Origin of the sequence: Amycolatopsis pretoriensis (assembly GCF_900107925.1) — a bacterium.
GTDB lineage: Bacteria > Actinomycetota > Actinomycetes > Mycobacteriales > Pseudonocardiaceae > Amycolatopsis > Amycolatopsis pretoriensis.
Genome location: NZ_FNUJ01000011.1, coordinates 93,432 through 108,094, shown reverse-complemented (window position 1 = coordinate 108,094; position 14,663 = coordinate 93,432). Strand labels below are relative to the sequence as shown.

The window sequence follows — 14,663 nt, the reverse complement described above, 5'->3', positions numbered from 1 at the left end:
CATGCCCTGGGGAGAAGTCGATACCGGCGGATACCCTCTCCGTCATGAGTAAGGCGACGAAGGAGGCCGCCGTGGCCGCCACCGGCAAACCGTTCCTGATGCGCATCGGCATCGGGCTGTTCGGCATCGGCATGCTGGCCGTGCTCACCGTGTTCATCCTGTTCGCCGCCGGCCTCGAGAACCTGCCGATCTGGCTGTCCGTCGGTGCCGGTGTCGTCACCCCGCTGGGCCTGCTCCTGGGCCTGATCGCGCTGGTCCGCGAGGCACGCGCCAAGAACTAAGGCACGGCCGCAAAGGTCTTCTCGAACCACTCCGGGAACTCCGTCAGCGACTCGAACACCACCTCCGCTCCTTCGCTCAGCAGGAGCGCGCGGTCGCACGGCCCGGTCGTGACGCCGACGGCGATCGCGCCGGCCGCCAAAGCGCCCCGGATGTCGCCCGCGTGATCTCCGACATACACGCGCGCGTCGTGTGCCACGAGCGCCTCGGCCTTGCGCGTCGACCACAGCTCGCCGACGACCTCGTCGACGTCCAACCCGAGCGCGTCGACGTGCAGCTGCGCGTTGGGCCCGTACTTGCCGGTGACGACGAGCGTGCGCCCGCCGGCCTCCCGGACCGCGCGCAGCGACTCGACCGCGCCCGGCAGCGCGACCGTGCTCGGCACGACCACTTCGGGGTAGATCGCGCGGAACCGGTCGACGAGGCCGGGGATGCGCTCCTCCGGCGCTTCGAAGCCGCGCAGGATGTCGTCGAGCGGCGGGCCGAGGTTGGCCGCGAACGCCTCGCCGTCCAGCGGCAGGCCGGATTCGGCGCCGAGCGCGTTCATCGCCGCGGCCATGCCCGGCCGCGCGTCGATCAGTGTCATGTCGAGGTCGAACCCCACCGTTATGCCCACAACCGACACGGTAGCCGCAGGGTCCGACAGTTTTACACGTCAGCTGATCATGTACACCGTCTTGACAGCACGCCCATCTGTGTCAAGGTGAGGATGTGACCAGCTTCACTGACCGGACGAAGGCGTCCCTGCGGGAAGCGCTCCTCGACGCCGCGGCCGACCTGCTGCCGGACCGCGGGCACGCGGGCCTGCGGATGGCCGACGTCGCGGCGAAAGCGGGCGTGAGCAGGCAAACCGTCTACAACGAGTTCGGCAACAAGGCGGCGCTGACCCAGGCGGTGGCGCTGCGGACCGCGGCGGAGTTCCTCGACGGGATCCGGCAGCGGTTCGAAACGGCGGACGGGCTGCTCGCGGGCATCCACCACGCCGTCGTCTACACGATCGAGCACGCGCGGGAGAACCGCCTGGTCGCGGCGGCGCTCGGCACCGAAGCGGGTGAGGACCTGCTGCCGCTGCTCACGAGCCGGGGCGAGCCGATCCTCACCGCGGCCGCGGACCTCGCCGCCGAGCAGTACCGCGAATTCGAACCGGGGCTCTCGGCCGAAGCCGCCGCCCTGCTCGCGGAGACCGTCGTGCGGCTTTCCCTGTCACACCTGGTGCTCCCGACGCACTCGGCGACGGAGGCCGCCGACTCCGTCACCACCGTGCTCGAACCCGTCATCCGCCAATTCGTCCACAATGGAGTGAAACGATGACCGACACGCTCTCCGAACTGCGGACCGGCTTCTCCTCCCTGCGCAAGGGCGGGCTGAACTGGGATTCGTTCCCGCTGCGCCTGTTCGTCAAGGGCAACAAGAAGTTCTGGAACCCGGCCGACATCGACTTCAGCCGCGAGCGCGCCGGCTGGGACACGCTGAACGACGAGCAGAAGCGTTCGACGACGTACCTGGTCGCGCAGTTCATCGCCGGCGAAGAGGCCGTCACGGAGGACATCCAGCCGTTCATGCGGGCGATGTCGGCGACCGGCCGCTTCGGCGACGAGATGTACCTGACGCAGTTCTGCTTCGAGGAGGCCAAGCACACGGAAGTGTTCCGGCGCTGGATGGACGCGGTCGGGCTGACGGCGGACCTCCACCCGTATGTCGCCGAAAACCCGCACTACCGCAAGCTCTTCTACGAAGAACTACCGCAGTCGCTGCGGGCGCTGGAGGACGATCCGAGTCCCCTCAACCAGATCCGCGCGAGCGTGACGTACAACCACGTGATCGAGGGCAGCCTCGCGCTGACGGGGTACTACTCCTGGCAGCTGATCTGCACGCAGAACGACATCCTGCCGGGCATGCAGGAACTGGTCCGCCGCATCGGCGACGACGAGCGCCGCCACATGGCGTGGGGGACGTTCACGTGCCGCCGCCACGTCGCCGCGGACGACGCGCTGTGGGACGCGGTACAGCAGCGGATGGGTGAGCTGCTGCCGCACGCGCTGAACATGATCCAGTGGGTGCAGGACCAGTTCGAGGAGGTCCCGTTCGACAACGATCCGGAAGAGATCATCCAGTACGCGGCGGACCGCGCCCAGCGCCGCCTGGGCGCGATCGAGTCGGCGCGCGGGATGCCGGTGGGGCAGATCGATCTGGACTATTCGCCGGAGCAACTTGAAGAAACCTTCGGCGAGGAAGACGCGAAGGCGATCGCGGAAGCGGCCGCGTCGGTTTCCTGAGCCGTGCCACGAGGGGCACCTGCCCAGGTGCCCCTCGTGGATTTCAGCCGGCCGGCCAGTAGACCGCGTGCCAGCCGTAGTCCAGGTCGGAATACCCGATGATCGTCCCGTCGGGGGCGATCCCGGTCGCCCAGCTGTGCTCACCGCCGGGCAGGGCGCCGAGGTTCGTCTCCGTGCCGTCGGCGTCCCAGCGGGCCGCCACCGATTCGACGTTGCCGACAACCGTGCCCGACGCATTGAGCGCCACCGCTTCCGAACGCCGCTCGCTCTCCAGCACGGTCACGCCGCCGGCGGTCCAGCGCAGGGCCCGGTACTGGGCGAAGTCGACGTACCCGCTGCCGACGACCACCCCGGCGCGGTTGATCGCCCGCGGCGTCGCGGAGGCCGGTGACGCCGGCCAGCCGAGCCGCACCTGCCGGCCGTCCCGCGTCCAGGCCACCGGGGCCGGCCAGCCGGCCTCGGTGACGGTCCCGGCGATCACCCCGAAGTCGTTGATCGCGACCGCCGTGGCGCCGGGGTTGCCCTGGTTGCCCGGCGAGAGGTCGGTGATCGCGCCGGTGGCGGTCCAGCGGACCGCGTGCTGGTTGCCGGCGGCGTCCACGGCGTTGCCGCTGATCAGCGCCCCGTCCCCGGTGATCCCGGTGACGATGGCCTGCCCGCCGCCGGGCAGCGACGCGAGCCGGGTGACCGAGCCGTCCGGAGCCCAGCGGACCGAGACGTACGTCCCCTGCGAGTCGCTTCCGCCGCCGGCGACCACGCCGGTCCGGCTGATGACGACCGCGTCGGACGACCCCGCCCACGGCAGCGCGGTGACCGAGCCGTCCGGGGCCCAGCGGACCGCGTGCTGGTCGCCGTTCGCGTCGTCGGCCCAGCCCACGGCGACCCCGGCGTCGTTCACGGCGACCGCGCTGCCCAGCTCGCCGCCCAGCGTCGGCAGGGCGCTGATCCGGCCCTGCCGGTCCCACTTCACCGGGTGGTACCGCAGGCGCGCGTCCTGCGGGTACGACTCGCCGACCATGGTGCCGCCGGCGTTGATCGCGGCCACGGAGCTGAACCGGTCACCCGGCAGGGTGCCCAGGTCGACCGGCGCGACGGCGGCCGCGGCCGCCACCCCCGGCAGGCCGACCGCGGCCGCCACGAGCAGCGTCCCCACGGTGAGCGGCTTCTTCAGGCAGGACAGCATGACTCCCCCTCCGGCGGCTTCCGTCGCTTCCGGGTGGAAGCGCCCCCTCCGCCGCGAAGGGTCAACGCACGGCCGCCCCGGCCGGTTTAGGCGTGCTTGGCCGCCGCCGCCTTTTCCAAGCCCAGCAAGCTGATCGACTTCTCGCGCATCTCGACCTTGCGGACCTTGCCCGTCACCGTCATCGGGAACTCCTCGACGACGTGCACGTACCGCGGAACCTTGTAGCGCGCCAGCTTGCCTTCGCAGAACTCGCGCACCTTCTCCGCCGTCAACGGCTCCGCGCCTTCGCGCATGCGGACCCACGCCATCAGCTCTTCGCCGTACTTCTCGTCCGGGACGCCGATGACCTGCGCGTCCAGGATGTCCGGGTGCGTGTAGAGGAATTCCTCGATCTCGCGCGGGTACAGGTTTTCCCCGCCGCGGATGACCATGTCCTTGATGCGGCCGGTGATGTTGAGGTAGCCGTCGCCGTCCATGATCGCCAGGTCGCCCGTGTGCATCCAGCGCGCCTTATCGATCGCTTCCGCCGTCTTGTCCGGCTGCTCCCAGTACCCGAGCATCACCGAATACCCGCGCGTGCACAGCTCGCCCGGCTCGCCGCGCGGCACCGTCAGACCCGTCTCCGGGTCGACGACCTTGACCTCCAGGTGCGGCCCGACGCGCCCGACCGTCGACACGCGGCGCTCGATCGAGTCGTCCGCGCGGGTTTGCGTCGACACCGGAGACGTCTCGGTCATGCCGTAGCAGATCGACACCTCGCCCATGCCCATCCGGTCGATGACCTGCTTCATCACCTCGACCGGGCACGGCGAGCCCGCCATGATGCCGGTGCGCAGCGACGACAGGTCGAAGCTCGCGAAGTCCGGGTGGTTCAGCTCGGCGATGAACATCGTCGGCACGCCGTAGAGCGACGTGCACTGCTCGGCCGACACCGCTTCCAGCGTCGCTTTCGGATCGAACGCGGGTGCCGGGATCACCATGCACGAGCCGTGGCTGGTGCACGCGAGGTTGCCCATCACCATGCCGAAGCAGTGGTAGAAGGGCACCGGGATGCAGACCTTGTCCTGTTCGGTGTAGTTGCAGAGCTCGCCGACGAAGTAGCCGTTGTTCAGGATGTTGTGGTGGGACAGCGTGGCGCCCTTGGGGAAGCCGGTGGTCCCGGAGGTGTACTGGATGTTGATCGGGTCGTCGGCCGACAGCCCGGCCTGCAGGTGCGTCAACTGCCCCGGGTCGCCCTGCCAGCCCGCGTCCATCAGCGCCTGCCAGCTGTCGCCGCCCAGGATGACGACGTGTTCGAGCGCGGCGCACTTCTCGCGCACCTCGTCGACCATCGCCGGGTAGTCGGACGTCTTGAACTTGTCGGAGGCGACCAGCAGCCGGATGCCGGCCTGGTTGAGCACGTACTCCAGTTCGTGCGACCGGTAGGCGGGGTTGATGTTGACCAGGATCGCGCCGATCTTGGCCGTCGCGTACTGCAGGAACGTCCACTCGGCCCGGTTCGGCGACCAGATCCCGACCCGGTCGCCCTTGCCGATCCCCTGCGCCACCAGCCCGAGGGCGAGGGCGTTCACCTCGGCGGCGAGCTCCCGGTACGTCCACCGGCGGCCGGCGGTCCGGTCGACGAGGGCGTCCCGGTCCCCGAAGGCGGCCACCGTCCGGTCGAAGTTGTCCCCGATGGTGTCCCCGAGCAGCGGGACCTCGGAGATTCCCGAGGCGTAGCTCGGCAGGGCGGGCGCGTCAGGCATGGTGCCTCCCAGTGACGTCTTCGTCGGGCGACCCGAGTCTAGGAAGCGAACCCGCTCGCAGCCAGCTCAGCGGGGTACGGGTGATCGGGACGGCAGACCCAGCCGGTCGTCACCGTTTCCTTCACCTCGACCGCCACGGGCCGGAACGTGGCGGGGTCGATCGCGCAGCTGTGCCGCACCACCTCGTCGAAGAACCATTCGGAGGTGACCACGACGAGCACGCCGGGCGACGTGCGCAGCTCCCTTTTGACCGGTTGCGCCTCGAGCAGCCGGAAGGCCTTGTTGATCGCCGGCGCGGTGACGCCCCGGTCGTCGAAGGCGACTTCCCCGGCGTGCAGCGCCATCCGCAGCCGGATGCGCTCCTCGGCCGGGTGGCTCTTGTTGTGCTGCCGCAACGCATCGGCCAACGCGTAGGGCAGCGACTCGACCAGCGGGCCCTTCGGGATCTGGGCGGGAACGAGGATGAACGCGCCGTCTCCGCAGTCCTCCACCCGGCAGTCGGCCAGCGCGACGCCGGTGTCGTCGAACGCCCGGCGCAGGGCCCGGTCCAAGCCCTCCCGCAGCGCGAGCCGGTGCGGCGTCGTCCGCCACGCCTGCCCGTACTCCTCGACGTCGACGACGAGCACGGTCCGGTGGACCGCGGCCCGCGCGTGCGTCCTCCGGCCCCGGCCGTCGTCACACATCGGACCACGGGGTGATCAGCCCGGCCAGGCGGGACATGGCCGTGCTCCTCGCCCGCGGCGCCTGGGGTTCGGTGGCGCGCAACGCGAACCTCAACGCCGGGGTGCGCGCCAGCAGCCGCAGCGCGTGCCAGAGCTGGGCCCGCCGGGACAGGTTCTCGGTCTGCGCCAGCTCGTCGAGTTCGCTGACGTACTCGTCGAGGTAGCGCTGGCGTTCCTCCCAGGGCAGGAGCCGGACGGCGAAACCGGCCACGCGCTGCGACACCCACAGGGGCGCGCGACGCGCCGACGCCGCGGGCTCGGGCGATTGCGCGCAGACGCCCGTCAGCGCCGCGACCGCGGCCACGGAGTCGTCGAGGGCGTGCGCCACGGCCACGAGAACGGCCGAAGCGGGCCGTTGGTCGAGGTCGAGGAGGCCGCCCAGTTCCAGCGTCCGCCCGAAGGACACGGCGAGCTCCTGAGCGCGGCCGAGGCTCCGTTCGACGCCGGCCGCGAGCTCACCGGCTCGCGGGCCGACGGCGTGGACGTCGACGCCGTCCAGCAGCGCCCGCTCGCGATCGAGGTTGCCCACGAGCTGGTGGACCCGCTGCCGCAGCCGGAGGCGGGCGGTTCCGCGGAAGTCGATGTTGAGCGCCTGGGCCCGGCTGAAGATCGAGTCCAGCTCTCCGACCAGATCGCGGTCCTGCGCGAGCGCGCGGGCGACGACCCGGAGGTGGTCGGCACTGCTCATGAGGCACCGTCGGCCAGGTGCGGCCGCAGGCGGCCCAGCCCCTGCGCGGACGCCTCGGCCCGCAGCAGGGCCGCGTGCACGAGCCCCATCGCGGCCGGGTCGATGCGGTAGTACCGGCGCCGGGGCCGGCCCTCTTCGCGCGTGTCGACCGTCTCCCAGCGGCTGGACAGCCAGCCGACCCGCTCGAGCCGGGCCAGGATCGGGTGGATCGTGCCGCTGGGCAGCCCCGCTTCGCCGCAGATCTGCAACCCGTACAGCTCCCTCGCCGGATCGGCCATCAGCACCCGCAGGACGAGCTGCGTCGGCAGCGTCATCCTGGGCTCCCGGGATCGAGTCATGATCGTACTCTACCTAGCCCCTAGGTAGAGGACAACCTACGAGCGCGCGGAGCCGTTCCGCGATCGCGGCGCTGGTAAGGTCCGGACGGACTTCGAGGGGGCGATCGATGGCCGGCCAGGGGTTTCGCGACGAGCTGACCCAGCTGCTGCAGGCGCGCTACCCGCTGCTGGTCGTCGAGACGCACGAAGAGCAGCGGGTGCTGCGGGAGATCCGCGCGGTCGCCGAAGACCAGCAGCGGCTCCGCACGCCGCGGCGCGTGTACGTCTGGTCGTCGACCACCGGGCTGGCCCCCGCGGGTGGCCCGCCGATCAGCGAGACCCGCAGCGCGGCCGCCGCGCTCGAACGGATCTACGGCTGGGGCGAACCGGCCGTGTTCGTGTTCGCCGACCTGCACCCGTCGCTGGTCTCCGAAGGCGGGCACCGCCCCGATCCCGACGTCGTGCGCCGGCTGCGCGAGCTCGCCGCCGCGTTCAAGAACCGGCCGGTGCCGCTCAGCCTCATCCTCGTGTCGCCGTCGCTGCCCGTGCCGCCGGAGCTGGAACACGACGCGACCGTCGTCGACTTCCCGCTGCCCGACCAGCGCCAGATCGGCGAACTGCTGGACGGCATGGTCGCCGCGCACCGGCAGAACGTCCGGATCAGCATCGACCGCGACGACCGGGACATGATCGTCGCCGCCGCGAGGGGTCTCACGCTGCCCGAGGCCGAGAACGCGTTCGCCCGGGCGCTCGTCGAGGGTGGCGGGCTCGACCCCAGCGACCTCGAGCTGATCCTCGCCGAGAAGCGCCAGGCCGTCCGGCGGTCCGGGATGCTCGACATCGTGCCGGCGGAAACGAGCTTCGACGCCGTCGGTGGCCTCGACCGGCTCAAGCGGTGGCTCACCAAGCGCACCGGCACCTGGACCCCGGCCGCGTCGGCGTACAACCTCGCCGCGCCGAAGGGCCTGCTGCTCACCGGCGTGCCCGGCTGCGGCAAGAGCCTGTCCGCGGTGTGCGTCGCGAACATGTGGCGGCTGCCGCTGCTGCGCCTGGACCTGGGCCGCGTCTTCGCCGGGCTGGTCGGCTCCAGCGAGAAGAACATCCGCACGGTCATCCGCACCGCGGAGGGCATCGCGCCGTGCGTGCTGTGGGTCGACGAGATCGAGAAGGGCCTCGCCGGCGCGGGCGGCGGTGGCGACGGCGGCACCGCGCGGCGCGTGTTCGGCACGTTCCTGTCGTGGATGCAGGAGAAGTCGGCGCCGGTGTTCGTGATGGCCACCGCGAACCAGGTCGATTCACTGCCGCCGGAGTTCCTGCGCAAGGGCCGGTTCGACGAGATCTTCTTCGTCGACCTGCCCTCGGGCCCCGAGCGCGCCGCGATCTGGCGGATCCACTTGCGCCGGCGCGTCACCGACACCTTCGTGGCGAGCGAGCTGCGTCTCGAAGACGCGCTGTTCGCCGAGCTCGCCGACGTCAGCGCGGGCTACAGCGGCGCCGAGATCGAGCAGGCCGTGCTGGCCGCCCTGGTCGACGCGTTCGCCGAGAAACGGCCGCTGCGCCGCGACGACCTCGTGCGCGCGGTGAAGTCGACCGTGCCGCTGTCGGTCACCCAGGCCGACGAAATCCTGGCCATCCGGAACTGGGCGCAGACCCGGGCCGTCGCGGCGACGGACACTTCCGACGACGTCGAGGCGCCCGTCGCACCACCGCCGCCGCAGCCGGAATCCCCGAGGGGAAGGACGATCGACGTATGACGCACCGCGTGACCGTCACCATCGGCAAGGACGGCTCGATCAGCGCCGAAACGCACGGCGTGACCGGGTCCAAGTGCCTCGACTACATCCCGCTGCTGGAGGACCTGCTCGGCGCGGAGACCGTGACGTCGGAGTTCACCGAGGACTACCGGCGGACGTCTTCCGAAGCCGGGAACACGGCGTCGCAGCAGCAGTCGCAATGGAACTCCTGAACCTCCACCGGATCGTCGACGTCACCGCGGCCGAAGGCCCCGGCCTGCGGTGCGCGGTGTGGACGCAGGGCTGCTCGGTGCGCTGCCCCGGCTGCTTCAACCCGCAGACGTGGACGACCCGCGGCGGCACCCTCACGCCTTGGCAGGACCTGGTTTCCCGGGTGCTGGCGATCTCCGGGATCGAAGGCGTCACGCTGCTCGGCGGCGAGCCGTTCGACCAGCCGGGGCCGCTGGGACTCTTCGCCTCCGCGGTGCGGTCGGCGGGTCTTTCGGTGATGACGTTCACCGGGCACGTCCGGGAGGACCTGCCGCCGTCGAAGCTCCTGGAGTCGACGGATCTGCTGGTGGACGGGCCTTTCCTGGCCGATCGGCCGGAGCCGTCGCGGCCGTGGGTCGGTTCGGAGAACCAGCGGTTCCACTTCCTCACCGACCGCTACGACGAGTCGATCTTCACGACCCCGAACCGCCTCGAACTGACGATCGCCCCGGACGGCGCGATCGAGCTGAACGGGTTCGCCACCACCGAAGTGCTCGAAGCGCTGCTCGAAAGGGATCACCGATGAGTGTCACGCTCAAGCTGCGCAGCGAGGCGCTGGCCCAGCTCAACGCCGCGACGATCGCGGCGCACCTGCAGGCCGGTGTGGTCACCGTCCGGACCCGGATGCGCCACCGCGACCTCCTTTCCCGCGCTCTCACCGGGTTGCGGGCGCAGGTGACCGACGACGGCAACTCCGTCGTCGCCGCGTGGGAGGGGCGCCGGATCACGTTCGTCTACGGCCCCGAGGGCGTTCAGCTGGCGCACGTCGACGGCCCCGGCCTGGCCGAAGCCGAGGCGCAGCGGCTGGTGCTGTCGGTCGACGAGGCGTACGCGGCGGAGGTGCAGCGTTCGGTGCTCGCGCGGCTGAAGGAGCGCGCGGCGCGGTCCGGGATGGTCATCGAGTCCGAGCGCGTCAACGCCGACCAGTCGATCAGCGTCACCCTGGCCGCCACGTCGTGACCGAGGTCAGGGTCGGGCTGATCGAGTTCGGCAAGGCGCTCAACGACTCGGTCGCCCTCCCCGGCCTCGGGGAGCTGCCCGGCGGGCAGGTGAGCATCGGGCGCGCGGTCCGCGGCGCCCGCGCGCGGCTGCTGCGGGGCGACCGGATCCTGGCCGACAACCTGCGCCTCGGGATCATGGTGCGGAAGAAGTTCTTCTCCAGCGACGTCGAGCCGGTGACCGACGCGGGGTTCCTCAAGGACGTCTTCGTCGCGGTCGGGCGGCACGACCTCGTCAAGGGCGATGCGCTGGAGCTGTACACCGACGACGTGGTGGGCCCGGACTTGAGCCGTCGGGAGTCGGTTTCCCAGGTCGTCGCGCCGGGCTACGACCAGGTGACCGGGTTCCACGCCCAGGTGGTCGTCCGGGACGGTGTCCTGCGGTTCGGTTCGTTGGTTTCGCTGTCGCGCGGAGGCCAGCCGATGCGGGTGCTCGGGCTGTTCGGACCCGCCGGCGTTCTCGAGGAGCTGCCGGCCGGACAGCAGGGCACGGTGCTGCTGGGCTTCCAGTGCGATGTGGCGCCGATGGCGGGTGACGGGCTGACCGCCTTCGAGGAGCCGTCGCACGACCACTTGGAGCGGCGCGAGGGCGTCGCCGTCGTGCACGGGCTGAACGACCTGGGCAACGGCACGGTGGTGGCGGCGGTCGAGGTGCCGGAGGGGCGCGGGTCGCTGTTCACCGTCGGCACGCGGGCGCGGGTGCTGCGGCCGAACGGGACGACGTTCAACGAGCGGAGCACGGTCGTGGGGTCGGACCTGCGGATCCTCTCGCTGGCCCGGGACGGGGTCGCGGTGCGGACGAACGGCGGGACGCGGACGTTCACGGTCGGGTTGGCGTTTCGGGACCTGCGACAGAACGACACGATCGAGGCGTACGTGCCGGCGGACTTGGTTCCGCTGGCTCCGCCACCTTTGCCGGCGCCCGCTGCTGTGCTTTTGGACGTCAACTCGGCTTCCGGACCGGAGCTGGCGCGGGTGCTGTCGCCGGAGCAGGTGACGAAGGCGCTGGAGCTGCGTCAGCGGCAGGGCGGGTTCCCGGACGTGGAGGCGTTCGGCGTCGCGATCGGGTTACAGCCACACGAAATCGTCCGCTTGCGCAAACAGGCGACGGCCGGCCGGGTGACGTTCCGCGAGACGGGCGTGCGGCAGCTCGACATCTGAGCGCGGGGTGGCCGTTCCGCTACGCTCGGGGACGTGCCGGAGGAATTCTCACTGGGCCTGGCTGAGGTCGACACGGCGGTCCGGCGTACCGGTCTTCCGGCGAACTGGCACCCGTTCGAGATCCGCAGCCCGGGCCGCACGCTGGTGGAGAACGAGCGCATCGCGGCCGCTTCCTGGGAGTCCATGCGGGCGCGGGGTCTCGCGGGTCCGGACAAGCTGGACATCGAGGTGGAGCAGACGCTGCGGGCGTGGACGGAGCCGGACGTGCTGGTCGTCGTCCGCGCGGCGGAGGAGGGCCGCCAGGTGTTCTACCGCGCGGCGATCGGCCACGGGCTGGGGGTGTTCTCGGAGCTGGCGGGCGAGGAGGTCCTGTTCGCGCAGACCCGTCCCGACCGGCTGGTCGACCTGGTGGTCGGCATGCTCCCGGCGTACCGCCCGGTCCCGCTGGCCGAGCTGACGTTCATCGAGCCGGGCACCCGCCGCGACACCGACGCGGCGACGGAGTTCTCGTCGTGGCCGCTGCACCGGTACGGGACGTTCGAGCTGTCGGTGCGGTCTTCCGGGGCGCTGAAGCCGGCGGGAACGGTGACGTTCGTGGACAACGAGGGCGGCCGGTTCTTGATGTTCAGCGAGCCGTTACCGGGCGGCGAGACCCGGGTGACGTTCACCCCATCGGACGGTTCTCACCTGCGGACGTGGCTATCGGAGCGTGGCCGGAACCACTGACGCGGGAGGTTCGTCACTAGTACAGTGCGAGGGACCACGCAGGGTGGTGAGCGACGGCTGGGAGGGCGTCATGAGCGGTTCGCAGTTCGGCGCACCGGGATCGTTCACACCCCCACCCGGCGAGGGGGACGCGGGGTCCAACTTCCTCTCGGGACTGCTTGACGGGCCCACCGACTCCGAGGCCGCGAAGCGGGTCAGCGAGGGTGGGCACCACTTGAAGTCGCTGGCCGAGGGTGGGCAGTTCGCGGTGAACGAAGAGGGATTCCAGGCGTACATCAAGGCCTGCGACTTCTTCCTCGACGGCTACAACCGGATGATCGTCGACGTTCGCGAACTGTCGGCTCAAGCCAAGATGGGCGGCAGCGAGTACGCCAAGGCCGTCGCCGCTTTCAATGTGAAGGTCGCCGACGGCGACGAACAATCGTTGATCCCCAATCTGCTCCGCATGCGCGATGGGATTCAGCAAGCGCGCGAAGCGATGGTGATCGCGCGCAAGAACTACCGCGAGACAGAGGATGCTCACAGCATGACTTTCAGCCAGCTCGGCAAGGGGCTGCAGGAGCAGTGACCGCACGACGCGCTGCGGCCGCGCTCGCCGTGTCAGTACTCGCCTTGACCGCCTGCACGAGTCAAGTGGGTGGGCAAGCCACGCCCAGCTCGCAAGCGGACGAATCGACCACTTCGGCTCCTAGCAGCACAAGCACTGACCCGAACAACCCCTTCGCCGGCGTGAGTCCGTGCTCGATCATCGACCAAGCGCTCGCCGGCCAGGGCTATCCCAAAGCCGAGCCGCTGGTCGCGAATCCGAAGACCGGTTGCCGGACCACCAAGCCGACGGCCGGCGATTCTCCGGGCGTGGACATCGGCCTTTCCCTGGACTCGGGGCGGGGATACAAGGAAAACGTCGGTAACCCCAGCCAAGCGAGTGACGGCAACGTCAACGGGCGGCCCGCGGTCATCGAGCGCGAACCGATGAACTCCCCCGGCCAGTGCGATGTGTGGCTGGAAGTGAAACCCGACTCTCGCGCCTTCGTGCTGCTGGCTTCCGGCTCGGATACCGCCAAGGCCTGTCAGCTGGTCGAAGACGTCGCCGCGAAAATCGAGCCGCTACTGCCGAAGAACTGAGACGGAGTTCTGCCATGAGTCAGCCGCACCGGGCGCAGCATCGCCAGTCCGAGGGTGACTACTACGCTGAAACTTCCCAAAAACTCCAAGGTCACGGCTCGGACGGCCAGCGGGCCACCCAGCAAGCGGCCTCGGATTACTCGGTCGCGCAAGGGAAACTCCTGCAGCAGGGGCAAAGCCTTCGCGGTGACTCGCCCGCGCCCGGTGAGAACTACGCCAACAGCCCGCACGAAGTGCTGTACGACATGGTGCACAAAGACCTCGACATCGAGGGCATCAACGATCGCAGCCGGGTCGCGAACGTCTACGGCAACTGGCTCGCCGATGCCTCCAACCAATTCCGCGACGCCGCCACCGCGGCCGGTGGCTCGTGGCAAGGACCCGCGGCCGAGCAGGCGAACGGCTTCTTCCAGAACACCGCCAGCCACACCGAGCAAACCGGCGACGCGATGCAGCTGGTCAGCAACCACTACTCCCAGCAGTCCGCCGCGGCCCACTATGCCAAGACCAACATGCCCGAGCCCACCGGGTTCGACCAGCAAGCCGAGCTCGACAAGGCCAAGCAGCAGTACAACTCCGGCAACCTCATCGGCATGAGCAGCACCATGGCCGGCATCCAAGCCAAGCAGCAACAAGCCGACGCCGCGCACCAGCAAGCCGTTCAGGTGCTGCAAAACCTCGATGGCACCTACCACGAAACCGCCAGCTCCCAACCCACCTACGCCCCACCCCCGCAGCTCGGGAACGGCGATTCCACCTCCGTCTCCGGCTTCCACGGCACCAGCAGCACCAGCTTCACCGGCACCCCCACCATCGGCGGCACCGGGCCGGGCGGAACCAGCGGTACCTACATCCCAGGCGGCACCACCCCGCCGGGTGTGGCACCCCCGGGCACGACGCCGCCCAGCTTCGTCCAACCCGGAACCACCAGCGGCGTCGGCGGCACCAACTTCACCGGTGGCAACACGAACTTCCGCGCCACCCCCGCCGCGAGCGGCTTCCCGCGCATGACTCCCGATGGCCTCGCCATTCCCCCTGGCACGCCGGGGGGAAGCACCGGCGGGGACACCGTCCGTGGCAAGTCCGGCGTCGGACGCGCCGGGAGCGGGTTCGCCGGCTCGCGCGTCTCCGGGGGCGGCCTCACCGGTGCCCCGAAAGAGGCCGCTGGTGAAGGCAAGGCTGCTGGGGCGGGCAAGACCGGCGGGAAGGCGCCCGGCGAACGGCTCGAACGCGGGGCCACCGCCGCCGCGGCCGCCAAGGGCAAAGGCGCGACTGCCGGAGCCGCCGGAGCCGGTGCCGGCAAGAAGAAAGAAGACGACAAAGAACACAAGAACAAGTTCGCCGTCGACGAGGACGTTTTCGACCTCAAGCCCGAACGCGGCCCCGACGGCGAAAAGATCGTCAAGCCCACCATCGGGGAGGCGTAGGGGACAACCCCTG

General features: G+C 70.3%; 18 protein-coding genes. 12 read left to right on the top strand and 6 right to left on the bottom strand.

Annotated features, from left to right (window positions below; translation table 11 throughout):
- Positions 1–44 precede the first annotated feature (44 nt).
- A complete protein-coding gene (locus BLV96_RS39805; protein ID WP_167379892.1) occupies positions 45–281 on the top strand; it encodes a hypothetical protein in 237 nt (78 codons plus the stop codon).
- On the opposite strand, the gene BLV96_RS39800 is transcribed toward BLV96_RS39805, so the two are convergent.
- A complete protein-coding gene (locus BLV96_RS39800; protein ID WP_086675183.1) occupies positions 278–895 on the bottom strand; it encodes an HAD family hydrolase in 618 nt (205 codons plus the stop codon). The genes BLV96_RS39805 and BLV96_RS39800 overlap by 4 nt on opposite strands.
- Positions 896–990: 95 nt before the next feature.
- Between BLV96_RS39800 and BLV96_RS39795 the strand changes: the two genes are divergently transcribed.
- Both BLV96_RS39795 and BLV96_RS39790 read left to right on the top strand, forming a co-directional pair.
- Entirely contained in the window at positions 991–1,590 is a 600-nt protein-coding gene (locus BLV96_RS39795) for a TetR/AcrR family transcriptional regulator (RefSeq protein ID WP_086675184.1), read from the top strand.
- A complete protein-coding gene (locus BLV96_RS39790; protein WP_086675185.1) occupies positions 1,587–2,555 on the top strand; it encodes a R2-like ligand-binding oxidase in 969 nt (322 codons plus the stop codon). The genes BLV96_RS39795 and BLV96_RS39790 overlap by 4 nt, the downstream gene beginning before the upstream one ends.
- Positions 2,556–2,598: 43 nt before the next feature.
- Here the strand turns inward: BLV96_RS39790 and BLV96_RS39785 are convergent, their stop codons facing one another.
- The 5 genes from BLV96_RS39785 to BLV96_RS39765 all read right to left on the bottom strand — a co-directional run bounded on the left by BLV96_RS39785 (position 2,599) and on the right by BLV96_RS39765 (position 7,231).
- Entirely contained in the window at positions 2,599–3,738 is a 1,140-nt protein-coding gene (locus BLV96_RS39785) for a hypothetical protein (RefSeq protein WP_086675186.1), read from the bottom strand.
- An 86-nt stretch (positions 3,739–3,824) separates the two neighbouring features.
- Positions 3,825–5,483: an AMP-binding protein gene (locus tag BLV96_RS39780; RefSeq protein WP_086675187.1), complete on the bottom strand. Its 1,659-nt coding sequence runs from the start codon at positions 5,481–5,483 to the stop codon at positions 3,825–3,827.
- A gap of 38 nt (positions 5,484–5,521) precedes the next feature.
- Complete coding sequence (locus BLV96_RS39775; protein WP_086675188.1) at positions 5,522–6,166, bottom strand: hypothetical protein; 645 nt, start codon at positions 6,164–6,166, stop codon at positions 5,522–5,524.
- A complete protein-coding gene (locus BLV96_RS39770; RefSeq protein ID WP_086675189.1) occupies positions 6,159–6,893 on the bottom strand; it encodes an HMG-box domain-containing protein in 735 nt (244 codons plus the stop codon). The genes BLV96_RS39775 and BLV96_RS39770 overlap by 8 nt, the downstream gene beginning before the upstream one ends.
- Entirely contained in the window at positions 6,890–7,231 is a 342-nt protein-coding gene (locus BLV96_RS39765) for a PadR family transcriptional regulator (protein ID WP_244180845.1), read from the bottom strand. The genes BLV96_RS39770 and BLV96_RS39765 overlap by 4 nt, the downstream gene beginning before the upstream one ends.
- Before the next feature lie 107 nt (positions 7,232–7,338).
- On the opposite strand from BLV96_RS39765, the gene BLV96_RS39760 reads away from it, so the two are divergent.
- Genes BLV96_RS39760 through BLV96_RS39720 form a run of 9 tightly spaced genes read left to right on the top strand, consistent with a single transcriptional unit; the run spans position 7,339 to position 14,650 of the window.
- Complete coding sequence (locus tag BLV96_RS39760; protein WP_086675191.1) at positions 7,339–8,964, top strand: AAA family ATPase; 1,626 nt, start codon at positions 7,339–7,341, stop codon at positions 8,962–8,964.
- Positions 8,961–9,176, top strand: a complete 216-nt coding sequence (locus tag BLV96_RS39755; protein ID WP_086675192.1) for a DUF2997 domain-containing protein — start codon at positions 8,961–8,963, stop codon at positions 9,174–9,176. Before BLV96_RS39760 ends, BLV96_RS39755 begins: the two co-directional genes overlap by 4 nt.
- A complete protein-coding gene (locus tag BLV96_RS39750) occupies positions 9,164–9,739 on the top strand; it encodes a 4Fe-4S single cluster domain-containing protein (protein WP_086675193.1) in 576 nt (191 codons plus the stop codon). Before BLV96_RS39755 ends, BLV96_RS39750 begins: the two co-directional genes overlap by 13 nt.
- Positions 9,736–10,173, top strand: a complete 438-nt coding sequence (locus tag BLV96_RS39745; RefSeq protein ID WP_086675194.1) for a hypothetical protein — start codon at positions 9,736–9,738, stop codon at positions 10,171–10,173. The genes BLV96_RS39750 and BLV96_RS39745 overlap by 4 nt, the downstream gene beginning before the upstream one ends.
- Positions 10,170–11,372 carry a hypothetical protein gene (locus tag BLV96_RS39740; RefSeq protein WP_086675195.1) on the top strand — a complete coding sequence of 401 codons (1,203 nt, stop codon included), beginning with the start codon at positions 10,170–10,172 and terminating at the stop codon, positions 11,370–11,372. Before BLV96_RS39745 ends, BLV96_RS39740 begins: the two co-directional genes overlap by 4 nt.
- Positions 11,373–11,405: 33 nt before the next feature.
- On the top strand, positions 11,406–12,098 hold the full coding sequence (locus BLV96_RS39735) for an ESX secretion-associated protein EspG (RefSeq protein ID WP_244180844.1): 693 nt from the start codon (positions 11,406–11,408) through the stop codon (positions 12,096–12,098).
- 46 nt (positions 12,099–12,144) lie between these two features.
- Positions 12,145–12,666 carry a hypothetical protein gene (locus BLV96_RS39730; protein ID WP_244180841.1) on the top strand — a complete coding sequence of 174 codons (522 nt, stop codon included), beginning with the start codon at positions 12,145–12,147 and terminating at the stop codon, positions 12,664–12,666.
- Positions 12,663–13,223, top strand: a complete 561-nt coding sequence (locus tag BLV96_RS39725) for a DUF3558 family protein (RefSeq protein WP_086675196.1) — start codon at positions 12,663–12,665, stop codon at positions 13,221–13,223. The genes BLV96_RS39730 and BLV96_RS39725 overlap by 4 nt, the downstream gene beginning before the upstream one ends.
- A gap of 14 nt (positions 13,224–13,237) precedes the next feature.
- On the top strand, positions 13,238–14,650 hold the full coding sequence (locus BLV96_RS39720) for a hypothetical protein (protein ID WP_086675197.1): 1,413 nt from the start codon (positions 13,238–13,240) through the stop codon (positions 14,648–14,650).
- Positions 14,651–14,663: the final 13 nt, after the last annotated feature.